Raw genomic sequence first — 21,626 nt, 5'->3', positions numbered from 1 at the left:
CGGGCAATGCTTATCGTGGGGGGATGAAGTACGTCCTGCTCGCACTCCCGATCTTGACTGTGGCCGTTGGCGGCGTCGTGGCGGGATCGTCGTGGGCGGCGTTCTTGGTGACGGTGCTCGCGGAGTCGCCGTATGCGGCGGCGGTGTTGGTGGCGGCATACGGACTTGGGCGGTGGTTGGTCAAAAGGGCGGACGTGCTCGCCGAGGTCACGGCGATCGGCTTGGGGTTGGGCGTGATCTCGCTGGCGGTGTTGCTGCTCGGATTGGCGGGGGTGTTGTCGCAGGTCGTGGGGTTTGCGCTGCTCGCGGTCGGGATCGTGTTGGCCGTCGGGCACGGATACGTCCACCGCGAACGGTTGCAGAAGCGGTTGGACGTCCGGGCGAAGTCACACTGGGTTTTGCTCATCCCGGCCGTCCCACTCGGCATCGCGTTGGCCGCAGCGACGGTGTATCCCGGGCTGCTCTGGCCGGAGATGTCGTGGGGCATCGAGCCGGCCGGCTACGACGTGGCCGGGTACCACATGCAACTCCCGCGCGAATGGCACGACGCGGGTCGGATCACCGAGCCGACGCACAACGTGTACGGCTACTTCCCGCTTGCGGTCGAGATGCACGGCCTGCTCGCGATGCACCTGCGCGGCGGGGCTTACGAGGGCATGTACCTCGCGAAGCTGATGCACTTTGCGTTCATGGCGTTGATGCCGTTGGCGGTGTACGGCGCGGTGCCGGGGTCGCGATTGCAGAAGGCAGTCGCCGGCGTTCTTGCCGCGTGCGTGCCGTGGACGGTGCTGCTCGGCGGCGTGGCGTACAACGAGGGCGGGCTGATGCTGTACACGGCACTCGCGCTCGGCTGGTTGTTGCGGAGCAGGACGACACGCGAATGGGCGGTCGTCGGCGGGCTGATCGGACTGGCGTGCGGGGTGAAGTACACGGCGGTGCCGATGTTGCTGCTCGCGGTGCCGTTGGCGGCGGTCGTGTTCCGGCGTGCAAAGCTCGGCGGCGTGGTCGCCGTGCTCGTCGGCCTCGCCGTGTTCAGCCCGTGGCTCATCCGCAATGTCGCATGGACCGGCAACCCGGTCTTCCCCCAAGCGTTGGGCTTGTTCGGCGTCGGGCACTTTTCTGATCTGCAAGTGGATCGCTGGCAGATGGCCCATAGTGCCGCCGCGGACATGAATGCGTTTGGCGAGCTTGTACGACAGGTGGTTGTGGATGTGCGTTACGGGTTCGTGTTGCCGATCGTGGCGCTCGTTGCAGGCTGCACAGCCGCGTTGTTTCGCAAGGCGGTTCGGGTTACCGAGGATCAACGCCGTGCCGCGGCGATATCCGTCGGTTTTCTCTTGTTTTGGGGTGTTTTCTGGCTGTTCGCCACGCATTTGCAGTCGCGCTTTTTCACGGCGGCGATTCCCGTCGCGGCGATCTTGTGTGTGTTGCCGCGGTGGTGGGTCGGCGGGGCGGTGACGGCCGTGTGCCTCGTGGCGACGCTCGTGTCGATCCCGAAACATCTCACGACCTACCAGCCGTTGATCGGTGTGACGAACCCGGAAGATGTCCTCCAACTCGTGCGTGGCCCGGTGGCCGAGCAGGTGACGGCGGCCGACGCGCTGGGCCGGCCGGTCGTGCTTGTCGGCGATGGCGAGGCGTGGTTCTACCCGCCGCGGGATGTGCGCTACCGCACGATCTTCGATGTGCAGAGCGGTGACGCTCTCGATGCGTACGCCGGTGACGCGCCCGACGACGCGCTGATCGTTGCCATACCCGGCTACCTCCGCACGGCCGGCGCGAACTATCTCGAGGCGCCGCAAGCACCGGGCGCGTGGCCGGCCCTGCTCGTCGTCGAACGCGGGGCGGAGTAGTGTGTCGCCATGCCCCGGGTGGACCCGCCTAGTCGAGAAGCGTTGCGGAAGCGCACGGCGTGGAACGTGCTGACCAGCCCGTGGGCGCTGGTGCCGGCGGCGATCGGCGGGTCGTTGTTGGCGGCGGCGGTCGCGGTGCCGGCGTCGATCGGAGCCGGCGCGCTGCTCGCGTTCGGCGGTGTTGCGACGCTTGCGACCGGGGCAGGGCTGACGGTGACTCGGTGGCTCGCCAACGCCGACGGGTACGTCGAGAAGTCCTACGAACAACTTACCAAGGAAGCCCACGCCGAGCAGGAGAAATGGCTCGACCGTTTGGACAAAGCGTTGCGTGCCGACCGCGACGGCCGGACGGAGGGGTTGCTGCGTCGGCTGCGTGCGGTGTACACGACGCTCCGCGAGACCCGCGGCGTTCCCCACGAAGTCCGGGCCAAGGCCGACGAATTGTTCGACGGCTGCGTCCAGTCGTTGGTCAAGACGTTGGAGATGGTCAACACGGCCCGACAGCTACGCAGCGTCGGTGCCCATCGCCGGCTGCTTGCGGATCGCGAGGAAGTCATCGGCGAAGTTGCCCACAGCGTCGCGGCCTTGGAGAGGGCGCTGGACGATGTCCGCACCAGCCGTGGCGACGCGGCCGGGCTGAGCAAGGTCCGAGCGGAGCTCGATGCGACGCTCGACATCGCCCGCCGGGTCGAGGAACGCGTGGCGAAAATGTCCGACGAAATCGACCGCGAGCGTGAGTGATTCGCCGTTCGGCAAATGTCGGATGAGCGGTTACAAACAATGGGCACGTTTCCAATAGACAACGCCCCTCGTTTCCCGGAGCATTCCGCCATGTTCAAAGCCATCGGAAAATTCTTCCGCGCCATCGGATACCTTTTCACCGGCAAGGTTGACGCGAAGCGTAAGGAGCTGTCGAAGAACCCCGCCGTGATTCAGGCGACCTACGACCGGATCGTCAACGAAAAGAAGGCCCGCATCCAGCAGTACAAGGACGCGGTCGCGCGGATGATCACGCAGGAGGAAAAGAAACTCTCCAAGCTCCGAAGTCTTTCCGATGAGGTGAATCACCTTGAGAAGCTCAAGGAAGGTGCCGCCGCGAAGGCGCGGATCACCGTCCAAGAGCTCAAGGCCCAGGGCATGAGCATGGAGCAGATCAAGAGCAACGATGACTACATGCGTTGTCTGGCGGCGTTCAACGACTTCTCCTCGACGCTCACCGAGAAGCAGGAGCACATCACCGAGCTCGAAACGGATGTCGCCGAGATCAGCGGCAACGTGAAGAACCACAAGGTGCAGCTCCAGCAGTTGCTCCGCGAGATCGACAAGATCAAGGAAGAGGCCGCCGCGACGGTGGCCGACGTGATCACGTCCAAGGAAGAAGAAGAGATCGCCGACATGCTCAGCGGCATCAGCGACGACCGCACGAGCAAGGAGCTCGAGGAGATGCGCGACCTGCGCGATCAGTCCAAGGCCCAGGCCCGCGTCTCCCGCGAGATGGCCGGGACCGACACCGCAGCGCAGGAGCGCGAGTTCCTTGAGTATGCCCGCACGGGCGTGAGCAGCGACGAGTTCGACCAACTCATCGGCCTCGCCGATGAAGCCGACAGTGTCGCCGCCCCCAAGCAGAACGAGATCGACGCCAAACTGCCGGAGTAAGGAACCGACCCATGAAGAAGCACACCAAGAATTGGATCGCCACTGTCACCGGAATCACCGCCGGTTTCGCTCTTCTCATCGGCCTGCAGGCCGGCTGCAACGGCGACGACGCGACCGAAACCACGACCACCGCCACGTCCGGCGACGCGCCGGTCTTCACCCTCGCCTGGTCGGAGTACCCGTCCTGGAGCGTCTTCGGCGTCGCCGAGGAGAACGGCTTCATCAACGGGGCCGAGGGCGAGATGGGCTCCGCCGAGCTCGCACACAACGTCGACATCGTGCTCAAGCAGCTCGACTACGACCCGTGTCTCCAGCAGTACGGTGCCGGCCAGCTCGACGCGGTATGCATCACGAACATCGACGTGTTGGGCATCGCGCTGTCGGTGCCGAGCGTGGCGGTGTTGCCCACGAGCACGAGCGTCGGGGCGGATGCGGTGATCGTGAACGAGAGCGTGTCGGACATCGCGGCGTTGAACCTGACCGACACCTACGGGCTGGAGCGCAGCGTCAGCGAGTACATGTTCCGTCGTGTGCTCGAAGTACGCGGCGAGAATCCCGACGACTTCAGCTTCAAGAACCGCGACCCCGCGATCGCCGCTGCGGCATTGCAATCGGGTGACGACGAGATCAACGCGATCGCCGTGTGGAACCCGTTCGTCCTGCAGACGCTCAAGAACACGCCGGGCACGAAGCGACTGTTCGACTCCTCGGAGATCCCTGGCGAAATCATCGACATGGTCGTGATGAGCAAGGCGAGCCTCGAGCGCGACGGCGGCGACCGCGCCGTGGCCGCGATTGCCGAGGCGTTCTACGGCGTGGCCGATCTGCTCGAAGGCGACAAGCGTGACGACACGTTGGTCGCGCTCGGTGCCCGGTTCAGCGACCTCGACGCTGGCGAGATGGCCGAGTGCCTGGAGCAGACGCAGATCTTCATGACGCCCGACTCGGCAAAAGCATTCTTCGGCGACGCGAAACTCACGCAGACGATGGACTTCGTCGAACAGTTCGCCAAGGACCGCGGCCTGATCGAGGAAGGCGACCCGAGCGTCGAAGTGGTAAGCGACCTCGACGGCGTCAAGGCATCGTCGGCCGATCTGATCTTCTTGAACCAATGAACCGAACGCCCATGGCTTCAGCCGTGAGTCGGCGAGCGTGTTCGACGCCGACCCACGCCTGAAGGCGTGGGCGTTCTTTCGCCCATGTTCCGACTCCGCGAGCCCATACCACGCCCCGTCTACCTGCTGCTCGCGGCGGCGGGGGTGATCGTGCTGCTGCTGGCGTACACCGGGGTGTCGTTGCAGCGTAAAGCCGAGAACCCCGAGGACAAGACTATCCCGTCTTGGTCGCAACTCGCTGACGGTGTTCGGTTTAGCTTTACGCCTGACAAGCGGACCGGCGAAATCCGCATCTGGGAAGACGGCAAAGCAACGTTTGGCCGACTCGCTGCGGGGCTTGGCATCGGCATCGCGCTGGGCGTGGTGCTCGGGATCGCGATGGGGTGTTATGCGGCGGTGCAAGCGGTGGTACATTTTCCGATTTCATTCCTCTCGCGAATCCCACCGCCGGCGATCTTCACGATTCTCTTCGTGGTGCTTGACTTCGACATCGCTGGCTGGATGCCGAAATGGCTGGCAAGCGTGATTGGGCGTGACGTACTCGGAAACCTTGACTTCTTCGTTGCGAGCATCGGGATCGGCGTGGTGTCGATCCTCGCACAGACGGTGTTCGGCGCGGTGAGAGAAGACGTGCCAGCCGAGTTGGTTCACAAAGCTCAGACGATGGGCGCGAGCCAGCCGGAGATCGTGTGGGACGTGATCGTGCCGACGGTGCTGCCGCGCGTAATCGACGCGGCCCGTTTGCAGATCGGGCCGGCGATGGTGTTCCTGATCGCCGCCGAGTACGTCAACGCCGACGTCGGCATCGGCTACCAGCTGCGGTTTCAGATCAGGCCGTTGAACGTGAACGTGATGATCGTCTACGCGGTGGTGCTGGGGCTGGTCGGGTTCGCGTTGGACTTCGTCGTCCGCAAGCTACGTGGCCTCGTCGCGCCGTGGTATGGAGTGAAAAGTTGACCGACACGCTTCTCCAAATCCGCGGCGTCTCCAAGTCATTCGGCGACACGCACGTCCTGCACGATCTGAACTTCGACATCGAGGCCGGGTCGATCACGGCACTGGTCGGGCCGTCGGGTTGCGGGAAGTCGACGTTGCTGAACGCGATCCTGGGAACGGTGCCGCAAAACGTGGGGTCGATCAAAGTCGATGGTCGCGAGGTTGACGGCCCGGGGCGTGACCGTGGGATCGTCTACCAGCGGTACACGCTGTTTCCGTACCTGACCGCGCGGAAGAACGTTGCGATTGGACCGATCCTTGACTCGACGCACCTCTGGCAACGCCTGCTGCACCCGCTGCGGACACGGGAGATGAAACGCAAGTGGCGTGGCGAGGCAGACAAGTGGCTCGCGAAGGTCGGCCTCGCCGACGCAGCCGACCGGTACCCGTCCGAACTCTCGGGCGGCATGCGGCAACGCGTCGCCATCGCCCAGGCCATGATCCTTCGTCCGAGCATCCTCTTGCTCGACGAACCCTTCGGTGCACTCGACGAGGCGACCCGCGAAGAGCTGCAAGACATGCTTTTGGGCTTTTACGCCGAGAATCAAGCCGCCAAAGCCGCCGGGAAGCGCCCGCCGCACACGATTCTGATCGTCACGCACGAACTCAACGAGGCGATCCTTGTGAGCGACCGGATTTTGGGCCTGAGCCAGTATTGGAACTGGCAGGGGGCCGGGCATGCCGAGTGCCCCGGGGCGACGATCGTTTACGACGAGCCCGCGCCGATCTTCGCGGTCGGGGATGAACGCAAGCCCGAGTCGTTCTACGAGCAGCGTCACGCGATCCGTCGCATCGTGTTCGAGCCTGAAATGCCGGTCGAACCGGTGCCCCGCGACAAAACCGCCGGGGCAGTTGTCGACGAGTTATCCACAAGCAAACCCGAGGTTGTCGGCAACCCTTCGGCTCCCGCCCGATAACGTTCGGGTCGCTAGCGCGTTGCCAACAAAGATTCAAGTCGCGGAACAGGATTTCGGGGTGATTTCTGCCTAAATAGTCTTTTCAAAAGCATTTAGGAACGATTTGCCGTTGCGGCGGGGTGGTCCGCGTAACCGTTACGATCTGATTTGGCCGGCCGGCTCGGCTCCCGCCGAAAACCGCCATTCTGACAGTCGGCGGAGGTTGACTTTGGGGTTGTCCCCATTGTTTCCCCATGACCTGTCGTGGCGGATCGGCCAGGTTGATCGACGAAACGCGGTGTCGACCGGTGGCGTCCGGCGGGGGTGACCACATTGCCGCACTTGTTGAAGCTGCAACCGGTCCGCGATCGGCCGAAGGGGGTCGTGAGGGGCTCCGTGTCTCACCCGGGCAGGACCGCGCTTGCAAATGGCGACGCCCGCCCGATGCTGGCCACGCTGCCCGGTCTGTCACCCGACCGGCGGCCGACGACCATGAACCTGCTCACCGTCAGCCAACTCGTCAAAAGCTACGCCGGCCGGCGGGTCGTCGACGACGTCTCGTTCACCCTCAGCCAGCGTGAGATCGTCGGCCTGCTCGGCCGCAACGGGGCCGGCAAAACCACCTGCTTCCGCATGATTCTCGGCATGGTCCGCCCCGACCAGGGCGTGGTCCACTTCGACGGCGACGACATCACCAAGCTGCCGATGTACAAACGCGCCCGTCGCGGCATCGGGTATCTCTCCCAGGAACAATCCATCTTCCGCCAGCTCACCGTCTGGCAGAACCTTCAGGCGATCCTCGAGACGATGCCGTTCAATCGGAGCCAGCGCCGGGAAAAGGGCGAGGAACTGCTGCGGCGCTTCGGGCTCGAATCGGTCCGTAATCAGAAAGCCCACCTCTGCTCCGGCGGCGAAAAACGCAAGCTCGAAATCGCCCGGTCGCTGATCACCAACCCCAAGCTGATCCTGCTCGACGAGCCCTTTGCCGAAGTTGACCCGATCGCCAAGGACGACCTGCGCCGCGAGGTGATCCGCCTGAAAAATGAGTTCGGCAAGAGCGTCCTGATCACCGACCACGACGCGGTCTTCACGCTCAAGACCTGCGATCGTGTGCTCGTGATCGACAACGGCAAAGTCTTCGCCGAGGGCACCCCCGCCGAGATCAAGAACGATGAAGCGGTGCGCAGGACCTACCTCGGTAGCACGTTCGACATGGACGAACTGGCGGGGGTGTGAGCGATGGGAGCGCCCGCGATAGCATTGCAGAATGGCGAGATCTGGTTCTCAACGCATCGTACGCCGCATCGGATTCCGATCGACCAACTGAAACGGCGATCGGTCGGTGACCCGACGTTCTGCCGCGAGTTCATCGCGAAACAAGCGTCCATGCAGGCGATCGATACTTGGACGATCGAGGGTTTGCCCGAGCGGTATAGCGACGTTGTTCGAAACATCGCCACGGAGTTGATCAACGATGCCGCTTCTGTCTTCGCGAGCGAATATCGCGGCGGTTGCGTAGCGGAGTTGCGGGAGCTTCTCGTCCTGCTCGACGTTCAAACAAATGAAAAGTCCAGCGGCTAAAAAAACCGTGCTGGCATCACTTGCGTCGGTCAGTTCTTGGTTCCAACGTTTAGCGAGGCGATGAAGTCGCCCGTGTTGCGGTGACGTTGGCATTACGGACGACTTCGTCGCTCCGCTACGCCGTGTTTGGAGAAACCCTGTCCCACGTCGCCAGCTCCGCAGCGTTGGGCTTTTCGATCAGGTTCGCCCACGCGCCCAGTTGCTCCTCCAAGTGCGAGGGCGGCATGAAGATTTCGTCGGCGGGGAGGTTGGCGTTGCGGGCGCGGAGGCGTTGGAGCAACTCGGCGGGATCGACTTCGAGATAGTGCAAATGCACGCTTGCCCCGGCGGCCCGGCCTTCGTCGCGGAGCTTGTCCCGTTCGCCGCGACCCCAGGTGCCCCATTCGATGATGACATTGCAGCCGGCCCGTAGCATCCGTTGGCCGAGGTCCCACTGCAGCGTCTCGATCGCATCGCGGTAGGTGTCGGAGACGTGCAGGTGTTTCTCCGGCTCGACCACCGCAGTGATCCATTCGTCAGGGCTGAGGCGAACCCCGGGCAGGTCCGTTTCGAGCCGTTTGGCAAGCGTGGTCTTGCCACTGCCGGGCAAGCCGCAGATGACGTGGAGTTGAGGACGGGGCACGGGGATCATCCTGACGATGGCGACCCTTTCGGCAAGGGTGGCGGGGACTGCGGGTAAGTAGAATGTTTGGATTTCCGGCGGGCGTCCGATATTCCGATTCCGACTGACTAAAGTGGTAAACCGCCGATAGGCGTGCGACGTTCTACGACCCTCACCGTGCAGCTCACCGTTCCCATCGACCAACCCGCGAAGAAGTTGGCCCTTTTCGGCACCGCCGATCGGAATCTTCGTTTGCTGCGCAGCAATCTTGGCGTGAAGGTCGTGGCACGCGATGACACGATCCGCCTCGACGGTGACTCAGCCAAGGTCGAGAAAGCCGCGGCGGTGATCAAGAACCTACAGCACACCCTCCGCCGCAAGGATCACCTCTCGGCCGAGGATGTGGGCAATGCGGTGCTCGAAGCGGCCGATGCGGAACAGGCCCGCAGCGGCGACGCGGTGGAGGTCTTCGCCAAGGGCCGGCGGGTGTTCGCCAAGACGCCGGGGCAGAAAGCGTACCTGGACGCGATTTTCAGCCACGACCTGACGTTTTGCAGCGGCCCGGCGGGTACGGGAAAAACCTACTTGGCCGTCGCCGCCGCCGTGTCGATGCTCAAGCGGGGCCAGATCAAGAAGTTGGTCCTGGCCCGCCCGGCGGTGGAGGCCGGCGAGCGGCTCGGGTTCCTCCCCGGCGACCTGCAGGCGAAGGTGAACCCGTATCTCCGCCCGCTCTTCGACGCGCTCAACGACATGATGGACTTCGAGCAGGTCAAGCGGTTCATGGTCAACGACGTCATTGAGGTGGTGCCGTTGGCGTTCATGCGGGGCCGGACGCTCAACGACGCCGCCTGCATCATGGACGAGGCCCAGAACACCACCGAGTCGCAGATGCTCATGTTTCTGACCCGACTCGGCCACAACAGCAAAATGATCGTCACGGGCGATGTGCGTCAAAATGACCTCGATGCCCGAACACGTTCCGGACTTGTCGACGCCATTCACCGCTTAGAAGGTGTGGAAGGTGTCGCGACGGTTCAACTTTTACGCGGTGATGTGGTACGACATCGGCTCGTGCAGAATATCATCACCGCCTACGGCCACGAGGACATGCCGTAGCCCCAACCCGATGGATCGCTCCCTTTCGGAGTTCGACCTTCATGCCTGACGGCAAGAAACCCAGCAAAACGCCTACCCACTTCTCCGGCTCGCTCGAGGCGGTGCGACCCCGCAAGGTCGCCGTCGAGCAACGCCGGGACATGGTCCGCCGACTGCGCAAGGAAGACATGACCGGGGTCCGGGAATGGCTCACGCGCGACTCGACTTGGGTGTCGGTGTGCATCGGCTTGGTGTTCGCGATGCTGTTGGGGTTGATGCTCCAACTTCGCCCGGACGTCGTGCCGTACCGACTCGGGCAGACGGTTCGCCACGATGTCGTGGCCCGCGTTCCGTTCGAGTTTTACGACCAGGCCAAGCATCAGCAGGAGCGAGTCGTCGAGATGGAGGCGACGCCGCGCGTGTTCAACCGGGTCGAGCTCGATCCGTTCGACGATCTTGAGCAATGGCTGACCGATCTTCCGGACCAGTTGGTTGGTAAGGATCTCGGAGATCTCGACCCGGCACTGCGAGAGGTGCTGGACAATGCGACGATGGTCCGACTTCAGGCGATCGCCGGGGTGCAGCCACGGACGTACAACAAAGAGGTCTACGAATACGTCAGCCGCCTTCGAACACGTAACCCGGTCATCCTCCGGCCCGAGGAAATCCTCGGCGATTCCCGGAACGACATCCGTGCCGAGGGCGTCGATCGGCTCGACCTGAGTTATGTCTACCCGCTCGGTTCGGACAAGCTACAGGAACTGCTGATCAAAACCGGCGAGCAGGAGTTCGCGCCGGAACTGTACGGGAAGATCGCGTTGTTGAGTCTTGCCCGTATCTCGGCGACACACGAGCTCGACGAGGATGCGACGTCCCGCGCGAGGGAGGTCGCCGGTGATTTGGTGGCGGCCGTGCGGGGTAACCTCGGCTTCGCCGCCCGCGATACCGTCGTCCCGGCCGGCAAGAAGATCGACCTCCGCGACCTGGCCCTGCTGCGCACCGAAGCCCGTGCCTATCGCGGATCGCTCGGTGCCGATGCGGTCTATGCCAAGCTCGGCGGTCTCGCGGGGATGACGCTGCTGCTCACCGCGTTCCTCGGCGTCTACACGATGGTGTATCAGCCGCGGATCATCCAGAACCATGTCCGCGCGATTGGGTTGGCCGGCCTGTTCATCGGTACCGTGCTCGTGGCCCAACTCGCCGCGACCGGCACCTCGCCGCTCTATCTCTTTGCCGTCGCGCCGACCCTGCTCGTCGCGATGATCCTGTCGATCGCGTATGACCGGCGGTATGCCTTGGGCGCGTCGATCGTGCACGCCGCATTCGTCACGCTGGCAACGTCACAAGGTATTGGTCTGCTGTTGATCATCGCGGCCGGCGTGGTGACTGTCGTCGTCCTGCTCGATGAGGTCCGCAACCGCTCCAAGCTCATCGAGGTCGGCGGTGCGTCGGCGGTCGTGATGATGCTCACCGCGACGGCGGTCGGGCTCACCGAGCTCGATCCCTACTCGTTCATCCTGCGTAACGCGTTGTATGCCGGGGCGGCGGGGCTGGGCGTGGGATTTGTCGTGCTCGGCATCCTGCCGTTCATTGAGAAGGCCTTCCGCATCACCACGAGCATGACGCTGCTCGAACTGGCCGACGTCAACAGCGAACTGCTCCGCCAACTTCAGTTGCGTGCGCCCGGCAGCTACAACCACTCGATGCAGGTCGCGATTCTTGCCGAGGAAGCCGCCCGCGCCGTCGGGGCTGATGCCTTGCTCTGCCGCGTCGCCGGCTACTACCACGACATCGGCAAGATCAACAAGAGCGAGTACTTCATAGAGAACCAGTCCGGCGGCGAGTCGCGTCACCTGAATCTCTCGCCGAGCGTGTCGATCCTCGTGATCATCGGCCACGTCAAGGACGGCGTCGAACTCGCTCGCCAGCATCACCTGCCGCGGTCGATCGTCCCCTTCATCACCGAGCACCACGGCACGACGCTCGTCGAGTACTTCTACCGCAACGCGATGGAGAAGTCCGAGGCGTCCGACGAGACGGTCGCCGAGAGCCAGTACCGCTACCAGGGCCCCAAGCCGCGCAGTCGCGAGACGGCGATCATGATGCTCGCCGACACCTGCGAGTCGGCGGTGCGGGCGATGAAGGAACACACGCCCAACAAGATCGAGCAGCGTGTCGGCGACCTGGCGATGAAACGGCTGCTCGACGGCCAGTTCGACGACAGCGGCCTGACCATGCGCGATCTCGACGCGGTCAAGCGCTCGCTGGTGAAGTCGCTGGTGAGCATCTACCACGGCCGGATCGAGTACCCCAGCGACAAGGAAGAGCCCGTCGTGCCGGTCCAGACAACCGGTCCCACCATCGCGGCGGCGGGTTGACGATGCACGGGTGTATACTGCCGACGCTGATGAGCTCGTCCTTGATGACCCCGTCATTCATGACCGACCTGACCGTCACCGCCCGCGCCGGACGCGCGCATGTCGAACATGTCCGTGAGCACCTCGACCGCTGCCTGGCGTTGCTGGCCGAGCGTGGTGAGTCGGTGCTGGTCGAGCTTTCGGTCGCGCTCGTCGGGGACAAGGTGATGTCCGAGTTGCACGGACGGTTCAGCGGCGACCCAACGCCGACCGACGTGCTGACCTTCGAACTCGACCACGACGAGCAGGAACGCTGCACCGAGGGCGAGGTGATCGTGTGCGTGGCCCAGGCCCGCCGCACCGCCGCCGAGCGCGGCACCGACCTCGCCGACGAACTGCTGCTGTATGCGTTGCATGGCACGCTGCACCTGTGCGGCTACGACGATCAATCGGCCGACGACTTCCGCGCCATGCACGCGCGAGAAGACGAGCTGCTCACGGAGATCGGCGTCGGGGCGGTCTTCGAATCATCGGTCGAATCCAGCACCGGAGGCGTCGCGTGAGTCCCATGCTTGCCGCGACGACCGGGGGTGTCTGGTGGGTCTGGCTCGTTGCCATCGCCGCGACGGGGTTGACGTTTGTGCTCTCGACGATCGCCTTCGCCACGCGCGACCTGAGCCGGGCCAAGCTCGAAGCGGTCCTCGAGGAACGCGACCGCGAGGCGATGCTTGATCCGATCTACGACGCCCGCGACGACATGGCGTTCCTCGCGGCGGTGGGGCGGCTGCTCTGCAACCTCGTGTTACTCATGGCCGTGTTCGATCTGACGACCGGCTGGGTCGGCGGCCTGTTGGTGCATTACGCCTACGCGCTGGGCATCACCGGCTTGATCGCGTTGGTCTGCAGCGTCCTGTTGCCGCACGCCATCGCGGAGCATGTCGGCGAGTCGGTCGTCTCGTTCTTCGGCCGACCCCTGCTCGCGGTGGCCACGATCTTCAAACCCCTCACGGCCCTGAAGGATCTGACCAACGCGACGGTCGATCGCATTTCCGGCGGCGGGCGTGACGAGGATCCCGACGAGGTCGAGGAGGAGTACGAAGCCGAACTGCTCAGTGCCGTCGAGGAAGGCGAGAAGGAAGGGGCCTTCGACAACCACGAGCGCGAGATGATCGAGCGTGCGATCGTCTTCGGCAACCGCGAAGTGTCCGAGGCGATGACCGCCCGCCCCGACATCGTTGCCTTGCGTCGCGATGCGACGCTCAACGAAATCCGCGATCTGGTCATCGAGTCCGGCCACAGCCGCATTCCCGTCTACGAAAACGACCTCGACCACATCATCGGTATTCTCTACGCCCGTGACCTGATCGGTCGGGTGGCCAAGAGCGGGGCGGACTTCAACATCTCCGAAGCGATGCGGCCGCCGCTGTTCGTCTTCGAACGCAAGCCGTTGCTCGACCTGTTGCAGGACTTCCGTCTCAAGAAGATTCACCTCGCCGTGGTGCAGGACGAGTACGGCGCGACCGCCGGTCTGTGCAGTATCGAGGACGTGCTCGAGGAACTGGTCGGCGAGATCAGTGACGAGCACGAGCCGGCCGAGCTGGCGTACTTCAACAAGCTCAACGACACCGAAGCCGACTGCGACGCACGCCTCCACATCGACGACCTCAACCGCATGTTCGGCCTGGAGCTGAGCGAGGAAGAGGATTACGACACGCTCGGCGGTTTCGTCATGACGCACCTGGGACGAATCCCGCAGGTGGGCACGACCTTCGACCACGAGGAAGCCCGCTTCACCGTCACCGACGGTGAGGCCCACCGGATCACGCGGGTTCATATCAAACTGCTCGCCGGCGAGCTCGAGTCGGCCGCATCCGAAGCCGAAGCCTGAGCGCCTCCGAGCTCACTTTGCCGTTTCTCATTGGAGTCGGGGCGGCACAGACGCTACGTTTTCCCCTGCCGATGACCCCACTCCCGCAACGGACCGCGGCGACTGACCGGTTGACCAGCGACACCGATGTCGCGCCGTCGACCATTTGTCCGTTCTGCGCGGCGATCCGTTCGGCCGTGGCTGACGAAGCCTGCCCGCGTTGCTCCCTGCCGGACACGCCGGCGACGCGCACCGCGACCAGCGCTCGGCTTGGGCCGTGGTTCGTCTTCCAACGCCGCAACCCCGCAGCGCCGGGCATGAACTGGACCACGCTCCGCCAGCTCATCGATCAGGGCCGGGTCAAGCCGCGCAGCGTCGTGCGCGGCCCGACGACCGGCCAACTCTGGGTGCCGGCTTCGAAAGCTCGCGGCGTGTCGCGGCTCTTCGGCCTCTGCTGGCAGTGCGGCGAGTCCATCGCCAAGACCGCCGAACTCTGCCCCGAGTGCAACGCCGACCAGGTACCCCCCGGCGATCCGGATGCATTGCTCGCGCTGGGAACGGTGCGGCGTCGGCCGGTGGCGAAGGTGCCCAACACCTGGCGGGTCAGCGCGGACGGGTCCTTGCCCGAAGCGATCAACGCGGAGGTGCCCGCAGCGGCCAAGCCGCCGGGGCCGGTGAAGGTCGATCGTCCGCGCGGGCGCAAGCGACGGCTTGCACTGGCGGTGCTGCTGCTGGCGGCGATCGGGCTGGGCGGATTCGTGGCGTACGACCCCGGCGTGGTGCCGCGAACGTGGGAGGCGGCGCAGGACTACGACTGGGCCGGCGCGTGGGAGGACGTGAAGTCGGCGGTCGCGGGCCAGCCAAAGAGCAAGGCGGAGTGATGGACGTGCCGGCGGTGACGTCCGCGTTGAACTGGCCGAGCGGTTCGTTCGGCGTCGCGGTCAGCGGCGGGGCCGACAGCGTTGCACTGCTGCGGCTCGCACTCGACGCCGGGCATCGGCCGACGGTTGTGCATCTGGATCACGAAACACGCGCCGGCGCGAGCGCGGAGGATGCGGACTTCGTCGAAGCACTCGCGCAGGCGCATGGGCTGCCGCTGCTGCGTCGGCGTAAGTCGGAGCTCGGCGACTTCCCCGCAACGCCGGCGGGGCATCGGGACGCACGCATGAAACTCTTCGCCGAGGTCGGCACCGTGGCGACCGGGCACCACGCGCTCGATCAGGCCGAGACCGTGTTGCTTCGGCTTATTCGCGGCGGAAGCCACCTCGGACTCGTCGGCATGGCGGCGACCACGACGCTGTCGGGCGTCGAACTGTGGCGGCCGATGCTCAGACTTTGGCCGGACGCGTTTCGTGATTACCTGCTGCGGCTCGGCCAGTCATGGCGTGAAGATTCCAGCAACGCCGACCCCGGCCAGCGGCGCAACCGGCATCGCCCACGGTTGACCGCCGACCGCCCGCTGGCCGAAGCGCTGGTGCGGCTGTCGGAGGACGCACGGCGTTTGCGGGATGAACTGGCCACCCATGCACCGACGTTGCCGAGCGTGGTGGAGATGGACGTCATCGCGAGCTTGCCGCCGTTGGTCGCGGAGTACGCGTTGCGTCGATGGTTGCAAGCGGCGGGCGTACCCGGACGACGTTTGTCGCCGGCGCTCCTGGAACGGGTGGCGGAGATGGCGACCGACCGGGCCGCCCCGCGTCGGATGCAGTTGCCGGGTCGCCGGCGACTGATGCGCGAGCGGGGCGTCTTGCGTGTGCTGGCCGAGTGATTACTCGGCGCTGCGTTTTTCGTGGATCGCTTCGAGCACGCCGCCGCCGCTGTTGGGGAAACGCCTGTTGGCTTCGAGGGCGAACCGCTCGGCGACCTCCAGTTCGCCACGCTCCAACGCGAGGATCGCCGACCAACGCCAAGCCAGGTGCGAGGCGGGGTCGGCCTCGCGTCCGGCGGTGGCGCTGGCGCGGGCTTCGTCGAACTTGCCGCGGGCCTGGTGTTCCTGGGCGAGCAGCATGTGCAGCCGCATACCCAACGGCTGGTCGATCACCGCCTGCTGGTAGTACGTGTACGGCTCGGTCCAGCGGTCGGCGTACCGCAGCGTCTGCCCGGCCCACGCCAATGCGACAACGACCGGCACGACCAACGCCTTACGCGGCAGTTTCACAACGACCATCGCCAGCAGAATCGCAAAGAACGCGCTGGGCATGTAGAGCAGCCGTTCGCCGAAAATCGTGCCGATGAGGGAAGCGATGTTGGACGCCGGGCCGTAAGAGAGTGCGACGAGCAGCAGCAACGCGAGCAGCACCCAGCGGCGCTTGATCACCGTCGCGGCGATGCCGACGAACCACGCCAGCAGTAGCCCCGTCCCGAGCCAAAAGTACGGACTCGTGGCCGACCACTCGTGTCCGATGACGCGGCCTCCGTAGTCGATGCTGAGCGGGTTGGGCCAGATCAGCAGCCATGCGTAGCGTCCGATCAGTTCCAAAGGCATCAGCCAGCGGTCGCCCCCCTCGGCGAGGATGAGCGGTTGGACGTTCGGGTCGAGGAAGTTGCGATCCCACCAGAACTTCAGGTCCAGCACCTGTTCGCGAACGACGACCATCGTGGCGAGTCCGATGCCGATCAGGGCGATGAGCAGCGCGGCTCCGTACCCCGGTCGGCGGATCGGTCGACAGGTCACCGCCACGACGCCGGCGAGCAGTGGGAAGATCAGCCCTTGTTCTTTGCTCAGCATCGCGATGACAAAGCAAGCGAAGACGGCCAGCGCGCGTCCGTAGCCGATGGTTTTGTCGGTGACGAGAAGTCCCAACCCGGCGAGCGTCGCGGCGGTGCAGAGCAGCTCGAACCGGCCCACGAGCATGGCGACCGGCTCGACGTGGATCGGGTGTAGCGCGAAGGCGATGCCGGCGATGGTGGCGAGATGGACGTTGCCGAGCATCCGCAGTGCGAGCAATGCGGTGAGCGCGGCACATATGCCATGGAGAGCGACGTTGACCGCGTGTTGCGGCAGCCACGCATCACCGAAGAGCCACCAGACGGCGGCGAAGGTCATGCTGCCGAGTGGGCGGTAGAGGTTGTCGGGCCCGTCGTGGTAGGCCTCGGTCCAGTACCGACCCCAAGCGGCGACATCGCGCAGGCGGTCGTCGTTCTTGAAGACCATCGAGTCGTCGTAGATGGCCGACCCCCCGAGCGTTTGGAGGAAGACCAGCGCCCCGAGCAGTGCGGGGATGAGCCACACCCAAAAGCGTGGTTCGGCGGTGCCTTTTTCGTTGGCGCTGAGCAGCAGGGGCATTAACGTTCGATCTTAGAAGTTGCGACTTCGCCCGTTCGGGTGATTACAGGAGGATGCAACGTCATGGCTAGAAAACACGAACGTCACACCGGTTTCTCGCTCGTCGAACTGCTCGTGGTGATCGGGATCATTGCATTGCTCATCGGTCTGTTGTTGCCGAGCCTGCAAAGTGCGCGGCGCCAGGCCAAGTCTGTCGCATGCGCGGCAAATCTCAAGGAGTTGGGGAACTACCTGTTCATGTACCAGAACGAGAACCGGTACTACCTGTTCCCGATGGGCGAGGCCCAGTACGACCCGCTCGACGATCGCTTCGAGGCGACGACGCTGGGCAGTCAGCTCGCGCCACACTTGCGCTGGCCGGTGTACGTGTTCGACACCGCATTTCCCGATGAGCCCGCGTACGACCCGGCGGCGTACAACCAGTTTGTCTACGACCCCGTGACGTTTGATCCGTTGCCCTGGGTATCGCCGGTGCTTTGGTGCCCGGAAGACGCGGAGATTCCGGAAGGCCGGGCCGAGGGGCTCAGCTACATTCTCAACAAGCATCTCACCGACGAGGGTGCCCGGGCCAGCACCACGCGTTTTGGTAAGAAAGGTTCGTCCGACGTGATCGTCGCCGGCGAGAAGTTGAGCAACGAGCGCGATCTGTACATGGAGCAAGGCGAGTTCGACCGCGTCGTCGAACAGTTCCGCCACGGCCGAAACCAGGGCAGCAACTACCTCTTCTTCGACGCGCACGTTTCGCTCACGACTTACGGTCAGGCTTTGCCCGGGCTTGATCCGTGGGACTTCGAGGAAGAAGGCGAAGACGACGAGGACGAGGACACCGACGGCGGAACATGATCGCGGCGGTTTGTTTCAGCCACTTCGACAGTGACGTGGTGTTCACCACTTTCGACCCCTGCGTAAAGTACGGCAGATGTCGGACGCGGATCTGAAACCCGAAACGGTCCTCTCGGCGTACACCCGCGGGGCGTTTCCGATGACCGACGCCGACGGGGTGACGCGCTGGTATACGGCTGACCCACGGGGCGTCCTTCCGTTCGACCGCTTTCACATACCCAAAACGCTGCGGACGACGATCCGCCAAGGCAAGTTCCAGATCCGTATCAATGCCGACTTCGAGGGCACCATGCGGGCTTGCATGCTCGCGCGTCGGCGGGGCGAGATCGGCAGTTGGATCAGCGACGATCTCATCGCCTGCTACACGACATTGCACCGCTTCGGCTACGCGCACAGCGTCGAGGCCTGGCAAAAAGACGGCGTCGAGCGTCGCAGGGTTGGCGGGCTGTACGGCGTCGCCCTCGGCGGGGTGTTCTTCGGCGAGTCGATGTACCACGACGTCCGCGACGCGTCGAAGGTGGCGCTGGTCGCGTTGGTCGAGCGATTGCAGTCACGGGGGTTTGAGTTGCTCGACACGCAGGCATCGACGCCACACCTGCGACGTTTCGGCTGCGTCGACATCGCCGCCGACGTGTACATGCGGCGCCTGGCGACGGCGTTACGCAAGCATTGCCGGTTCGATGGCTGACGGTCGTAACATGGGACGATGTCCGCTGAGCGAAACGTCGACTGTCGCCGTTGCGGGAAGGCGTACACGTTGCCGAGGCCGGCACCGGTCGGGGCGGGTTGCCCGCACTGCGGCGCGGCACCGATGTCGCTGCTGGCACGCGTCAGGGACCTGCGTTCCAACGGTGTTGCCGCGTTACTCTCGGTCGCCGCGATCGCCATCCTCACCGCCGCGGTGGTGTTGCCGTTCATCACGATGAACACGCTAGGCAACGAACGGACGTTCAGCTTGCTCGGTTCGATCGCCGAGTTGTTCCGCCGCAACAACGTCGTACTCGCGGTGGTGCTCGGGGTGTTCAGCGTCGCGTTCCCGTTCGCCAAGCTGATCGCGCTCCTGGCCGCGACGAGCAAACTCACGGCTTTGTCGGATCGCGGCCGTTCGGTGTTGCACAAGGCTGCCGTGCTTACCGGCAAGTACTCGCTGCTCGACATCCTCGTGGTCGCGGTGATGATCGTCGTGGTGAAACTCGACGGCATGGCCGAGGTGAGTGCCCGTAGCGGGACGGTGTTGTTCTGCGTCGCGGTGCTTTTATCGATTGCCGCGGGGTTCTTCGTGAAACTCGACGCTAAACCGGAGGCACGATGAGCACGCCCCCCGTCCAACTTCGGGCAAGACAATGGCGTTTCGTCGTTTGGCTCGCGCTGCTATTGATCGGCGGGGCGGCGTGTGCGTGGGGCCTTTGGTCATGGACCAACCCCGTGCAGAGCGACCGTGTGAGTAGCGTCCGCGTCAAGACCCGGCCCGGCATCGTCAACGACGCGGCCGGCGTGAAGTCGATGCTCTCGCCGGGCAATCCGGACTTGTACGTGCGGGTCATCGTCGGCGGAGAAACGTTGCAAACCGACACGATGGAAGACACGCCGGTCGGCGGCGGTTTGACGTGGAACCTGGACTCTTCGCTATCGCTCGCCGCGATCGAGCGGGTGGAAGTGTGGGACGAAGACACCTTCGGCAACGACCTGCTCGACCAGGTCACGCCCGAGGGGCAGCGCGTGACCAGCGGCCAGGAGTACCAGGTGATTCTCCGCGGCCCCGGTGCGAAAGTGCCGACCGGGGCGATCCCCGCCGCGCTCATCGGCGGTGTTTTCGCGCTCATCGGCGGCGGCCGGCTGGTGTGGGAGCAGGTCGTGTGAGGCCCGGCCGATCCGTATCACGCCATGGCGCGGCCCCGAGAAGTCGGTACAGTCCCGAACATGGCCGATGCCGATTTTGATGTTCTGATCCTGGGCGACCATCCCTCGGCGGCGTTTCTGGCGTTGCTGTTGGCCGGCGAGGCGAAAGTGCTGCGGGCAGCTCGGCCGACCGAACACCTGTTCTTCGCCGAGCAGCCGACCCTCGAAGTGCTCAATCCCGCGGCTGCCCGGCTCCATCCGTTGCTCGGCGATTTGCCGAACCTCACTCCGATGGCAGGGGTTTGTTTGCTCGGACCGGACGCCGAAACGCACGGCCTCTGGCACGCCGACGAGCCTCAGGCGCTGGCGCTAAACCAACAGGCTTTCACGCAGGTCATCGACGACCATGCGAGCAAGGCCGGCGCGGTCAGCCGGACCCGGCCGATCGAAATCCTCGGCACCGATCGCGGAGGTGTGAGGTTCAAGGAAGGTGCGACCGAGCGGCGGGCGACGTTGATGGTCGTGACCGACCCGATGCCCGACCGCATCCTCGCCCCGTTGGGCCTGCACGCGCGGCGGACTTCCCACACGCTGATGTACCGGGCGTTCGGCAACGACGCGACGGCGGACCTGCCCGAGGTTGTTGCCGGCCTGGATTTGGTCCCCAACTCCGTCGCACGGCTGCTGGTGGACCAGGCCGGCAAGCCCGAAGCGACGCTTTTCGTCCCGACGCCCACGCCCGACGCCGAAGCGATGATGGACCAGTGGTGCGAGCGGCTCGGGATGCACGGCCTGTTGGAAGACGGCCGGCCCGGCAAGATCACCCGCACCGAGGTCGCGCTCGGTGGGGCGCTCGGCCAGGACATGGTCGGCGACCGGACGTTGCTGATCGGGCCGGCGGGGGGCTTCGTGAGCGAGTTCGGGGAGTCGCTGTACCCCGGACTGTGGAGCGCGACGTTCGCGGCCGAGTCGATCCGCCTGGCCCTGTCGGCCGACTATCCGCAGGAACCGCTCCAAGCATTTCGCGGGACGTGGGGCGCGACCCTCGGTAACTACCTGCGCGGCCCGCAGCAGAACCTGCCGTTCCTGCTGCCGCTGATCTATAGCAATCAGGCAATGATGGCCCGGCTCGGCAGGGCGATGCTGCTCGGCGAGGCGCTGGTGCATTGACCCGGTGGCTGTGGTTCGCGGCCTTTCCCCAGCCTCCCAACCGTTCGGCAACATTTGCGCCCCCGCGATCGGCATTTTTTGCGCGTTTTTCTCGGACGTTTGTCGTAACGTCGGTTCGATTGGTGGTTTACAGGACGCGCCGGAAGCGGTTTTGACTGGAGAGAAACTTGCCGGTGTGCCGATGACAGTACTGGGAGGGCGTTTTTATCGGGACATCCCGGCGAAAGTCCGCTCGCCCGTTCATCACACCTTCAGACACATTCATCTACATGACCACGCCGATCAACAACGCCGTCACCGCGCAAGTCCGCAACGTCCAGCAGGTCCGTTCGCAGGCGATCCAGCCGCCGACCACCGACGCCGCCACCGCCGCACAATCGACCACGCCGAAGGACCGTCTGGAACTGTCGGGCCTGGGCGGCATGCTCGAGACGGCCAAGACCAACGATGTCCGTATGGACAAGGTCGCCG

22 protein-coding genes are annotated in these 21,626 nt (G+C 64.7%); 20 read left to right on the top strand and 2 right to left on the bottom strand.

The window, feature by feature from the left end:
• Positions 1 to 23 precede the first annotated feature (23 nt).
• The 8 genes from AAGD32_09095 to AAGD32_09060 all read left to right on the top strand — a co-directional run bounded on the left by AAGD32_09095 (position 24) and on the right by AAGD32_09060 (position 8,097).
• Positions 24 to 1,853 (top strand): hypothetical protein, encoded by a 1,830-nt coding sequence (locus tag AAGD32_09095; protein MEM8874403.1) that lies wholly within the window; start codon positions 24 to 26, stop codon positions 1,851 to 1,853.
• A gap of 9 nt (positions 1,854 to 1,862) precedes the next feature.
• Positions 1,863 to 2,594 (top strand): hypothetical protein, encoded by a 732-nt coding sequence (locus AAGD32_09090; protein MEM8874402.1) that lies wholly within the window; start codon positions 1,863 to 1,865, stop codon positions 2,592 to 2,594.
• Positions 2,595 to 2,684: 90 nt separating this feature from the next.
• Positions 2,685 to 3,509 carry a hypothetical protein gene (locus tag AAGD32_09085; GenBank protein MEM8874401.1) on the top strand — a complete coding sequence of 275 codons (825 nt, stop codon included), beginning with the start codon at positions 2,685 to 2,687 and terminating at the stop codon, positions 3,507 to 3,509.
• An 11-nt stretch (positions 3,510 to 3,520) separates the two neighbouring features.
• Positions 3,521 to 4,624 carry a hypothetical protein gene (locus tag AAGD32_09080; protein ID MEM8874400.1) on the top strand — a complete coding sequence of 368 codons (1,104 nt, stop codon included), beginning with the start codon at positions 3,521 to 3,523 and terminating at the stop codon, positions 4,622 to 4,624.
• Between the two features lie 84 nt (positions 4,625 to 4,708).
• Positions 4,709 to 5,581, top strand: coding sequence for an ABC transporter permease subunit (locus AAGD32_09075; protein ID MEM8874399.1), 873 nt, complete (start codon positions 4,709 to 4,711; stop codon positions 5,579 to 5,581).
• Entirely contained in the window at positions 5,578 to 6,537 is a 960-nt protein-coding gene (locus AAGD32_09070; GenBank protein ID MEM8874398.1) for an ABC transporter ATP-binding protein, read from the top strand. Before AAGD32_09075 ends, AAGD32_09070 begins: the two co-directional genes overlap by 4 nt.
• A gap of 471 nt (positions 6,538 to 7,008) precedes the next feature.
• Positions 7,009 to 7,752, top strand: coding sequence for an LPS export ABC transporter ATP-binding protein (gene lptB, locus AAGD32_09065; protein ID MEM8874397.1), 744 nt, complete (start codon positions 7,009 to 7,011; stop codon positions 7,750 to 7,752).
• 150 nt (positions 7,753 to 7,902) lie between these two features.
• Complete coding sequence (locus AAGD32_09060) at positions 7,903 to 8,097, top strand: hypothetical protein (GenBank protein MEM8874396.1); 195 nt, start codon at positions 7,903 to 7,905, stop codon at positions 8,095 to 8,097.
• A gap of 115 nt (positions 8,098 to 8,212) precedes the next feature.
• Here AAGD32_09060 and AAGD32_09055 read toward each other — a convergent pair whose 3' ends face one another.
• On the bottom strand, positions 8,213 to 8,719 hold the full coding sequence (locus AAGD32_09055; GenBank protein MEM8874395.1) for an ATP-binding protein: 507 nt from the start codon (positions 8,717 to 8,719) through the stop codon (positions 8,213 to 8,215).
• 156 nt (positions 8,720 to 8,875) lie between these two features.
• Between AAGD32_09055 and AAGD32_09050 the strand changes: the two genes are divergently transcribed.
• The 6 genes from AAGD32_09050 (at position 8,876) to tilS (ending at position 15,785) form a co-directional block, all read left to right on the top strand.
• Positions 8,876 to 9,814: a PhoH family protein gene (locus tag AAGD32_09050; GenBank protein ID MEM8874394.1), complete on the top strand. Its 939-nt coding sequence runs from the start codon at positions 8,876 to 8,878 to the stop codon at positions 9,812 to 9,814.
• Between the two features lie 41 nt (positions 9,815 to 9,855).
• Positions 9,856 to 12,171 (top strand): HDIG domain-containing metalloprotein, encoded by a 2,316-nt coding sequence (locus AAGD32_09045; protein ID MEM8874393.1) that lies wholly within the window; start codon positions 9,856 to 9,858, stop codon positions 12,169 to 12,171.
• Between the two features lie 29 nt (positions 12,172 to 12,200).
• Positions 12,201 to 12,713 (top strand): rRNA maturation RNase YbeY, encoded by a 513-nt coding sequence (gene ybeY / locus AAGD32_09040; GenBank protein MEM8874392.1) that lies wholly within the window; start codon positions 12,201 to 12,203, stop codon positions 12,711 to 12,713.
• Positions 12,714 to 12,718: 5 nt separating this feature from the next.
• The gene (locus AAGD32_09035) at positions 12,719 to 14,038 is read left to right on the top strand and encodes a hemolysin family protein (protein MEM8874391.1); all 1,320 of its coding nucleotides are present in this window, start codon (positions 12,719 to 12,721) and stop codon (positions 14,036 to 14,038) included.
• Between the two features lie 71 nt (positions 14,039 to 14,109).
• Positions 14,110 to 14,898: a hypothetical protein gene (locus AAGD32_09030; GenBank protein ID MEM8874390.1), complete on the top strand. Its 789-nt coding sequence runs from the start codon at positions 14,110 to 14,112 to the stop codon at positions 14,896 to 14,898.
• Positions 14,898 to 15,785, top strand: a complete 888-nt coding sequence (gene tilS, locus AAGD32_09025) for a tRNA lysidine(34) synthetase TilS (GenBank protein ID MEM8874389.1) — start codon at positions 14,898 to 14,900, stop codon at positions 15,783 to 15,785. Before AAGD32_09030 ends, tilS begins: the two co-directional genes overlap by 1 nt.
• On the opposite strand, the gene AAGD32_09020 is transcribed toward tilS, so the two are convergent.
• Positions 15,786 to 17,303: a tetratricopeptide repeat protein gene (locus AAGD32_09020; GenBank protein MEM8874388.1), complete on the bottom strand. Its 1,518-nt coding sequence runs from the start codon at positions 17,301 to 17,303 to the stop codon at positions 15,786 to 15,788.
• Positions 17,304 to 17,366: 63 nt separating this feature from the next.
• Between AAGD32_09020 and AAGD32_09015 the strand changes: the two genes are divergently transcribed.
• From AAGD32_09015 to AAGD32_08990, 6 genes are all read left to right on the top strand, one after another.
• Positions 17,367 to 18,146: a DUF1559 domain-containing protein gene (locus AAGD32_09015; GenBank protein ID MEM8874387.1), complete on the top strand. Its 780-nt coding sequence runs from the start codon at positions 17,367 to 17,369 to the stop codon at positions 18,144 to 18,146.
• Positions 18,147 to 18,222: 76 nt separating this feature from the next.
• A complete protein-coding gene (gene aat / locus AAGD32_09010) occupies positions 18,223 to 18,834 on the top strand; it encodes a leucyl/phenylalanyl-tRNA--protein transferase (GenBank protein MEM8874386.1) in 612 nt (203 codons plus the stop codon).
• A gap of 18 nt (positions 18,835 to 18,852) precedes the next feature.
• The gene (locus tag AAGD32_09005) at positions 18,853 to 19,458 is read left to right on the top strand and encodes a paraquat-inducible protein A (protein MEM8874385.1); all 606 of its coding nucleotides are present in this window, start codon (positions 18,853 to 18,855) and stop codon (positions 19,456 to 19,458) included.
• A complete protein-coding gene (locus AAGD32_09000; protein MEM8874384.1) occupies positions 19,455 to 20,006 on the top strand; it encodes a C2 domain-containing protein in 552 nt (183 codons plus the stop codon). The genes AAGD32_09005 and AAGD32_09000 overlap by 4 nt, the downstream gene beginning before the upstream one ends.
• A gap of 60 nt (positions 20,007 to 20,066) precedes the next feature.
• Entirely contained in the window at positions 20,067 to 21,155 is a 1,089-nt protein-coding gene (locus tag AAGD32_08995; protein MEM8874383.1) for a hypothetical protein, read from the top strand.
• A 269-nt stretch (positions 21,156 to 21,424) separates the two neighbouring features.
• Positions 21,425 to 21,626: hypothetical protein (locus tag AAGD32_08990; protein MEM8874382.1), on the top strand; the 202-nt coding region annotated here is incomplete at its 3' end.

Source organism: Planctomycetota bacterium (genome assembly GCA_039182125.1).
GTDB lineage: Bacteria > Planctomycetota > Phycisphaerae > Tepidisphaerales > Tepidisphaeraceae > JBCDCH01.
The sequence above is the reverse complement of the archived record's forward strand: the minus strand, read 5'-3'. Positions and strand labels throughout refer to the sequence as shown.

Coding starts and splice junctions, on each gene's coding strand:
- AAGD32_09095 (MEM8874403.1), top strand. CDS start 24: ATGAAGTACGTCCTGCTCGCACTCCCGATCTTGACTGTGGCCGTTGGC.
- AAGD32_09090 (MEM8874402.1), top strand. CDS start 1,863: ATGCCCCGGGTGGACCCGCCTAGTCGAGAAGCGTTGCGGAAGCGCACG.
- AAGD32_09085 (MEM8874401.1), top strand. CDS start 2,685: ATGTTCAAAGCCATCGGAAAATTCTTCCGCGCCATCGGATACCTTTTC.
- AAGD32_09080 (MEM8874400.1), top strand. CDS start 3,521: ATGAAGAAGCACACCAAGAATTGGATCGCCACTGTCACCGGAATCACC.
- AAGD32_09075 (MEM8874399.1), top strand. CDS start 4,709: ATGTTCCGACTCCGCGAGCCCATACCACGCCCCGTCTACCTGCTGCTC.
- lptB (MEM8874397.1), top strand. CDS start 7,009: ATGAACCTGCTCACCGTCAGCCAACTCGTCAAAAGCTACGCCGGCCGG.
- AAGD32_09060 (MEM8874396.1), top strand. CDS start 7,903: ATGCAGGCGATCGATACTTGGACGATCGAGGGTTTGCCCGAGCGGTAT.
- AAGD32_09045 (MEM8874393.1), top strand. CDS start 9,856: ATGCCTGACGGCAAGAAACCCAGCAAAACGCCTACCCACTTCTCCGGC.
- ybeY (MEM8874392.1), top strand. CDS start 12,201: ATGAGCTCGTCCTTGATGACCCCGTCATTCATGACCGACCTGACCGTC.
- AAGD32_09035 (MEM8874391.1), top strand. CDS start 12,719: ATGCTTGCCGCGACGACCGGGGGTGTCTGGTGGGTCTGGCTCGTTGCC.
- AAGD32_09030 (MEM8874390.1), top strand. CDS start 14,110: ATGACCCCACTCCCGCAACGGACCGCGGCGACTGACCGGTTGACCAGC.
- tilS (MEM8874389.1), top strand. CDS start 14,898: ATGGACGTGCCGGCGGTGACGTCCGCGTTGAACTGGCCGAGCGGTTCG.
- AAGD32_09020 (MEM8874388.1), bottom strand. CDS start 17,303: ATGCCCCTGCTGCTCAGCGCCAACGAAAAAGGCACCGCCGAACCACGC.
- AAGD32_09015 (MEM8874387.1), top strand. CDS start 17,367: ATGGCTAGAAAACACGAACGTCACACCGGTTTCTCGCTCGTCGAACTG.
- aat (MEM8874386.1), top strand. CDS start 18,223: ATGTCGGACGCGGATCTGAAACCCGAAACGGTCCTCTCGGCGTACACC.
- AAGD32_09005 (MEM8874385.1), top strand. CDS start 18,853: ATGTCCGCTGAGCGAAACGTCGACTGTCGCCGTTGCGGGAAGGCGTAC.
- AAGD32_09000 (MEM8874384.1), top strand. CDS start 19,455: ATGAGCACGCCCCCCGTCCAACTTCGGGCAAGACAATGGCGTTTCGTC.
- AAGD32_08995 (MEM8874383.1), top strand. CDS start 20,067: ATGGCCGATGCCGATTTTGATGTTCTGATCCTGGGCGACCATCCCTCG.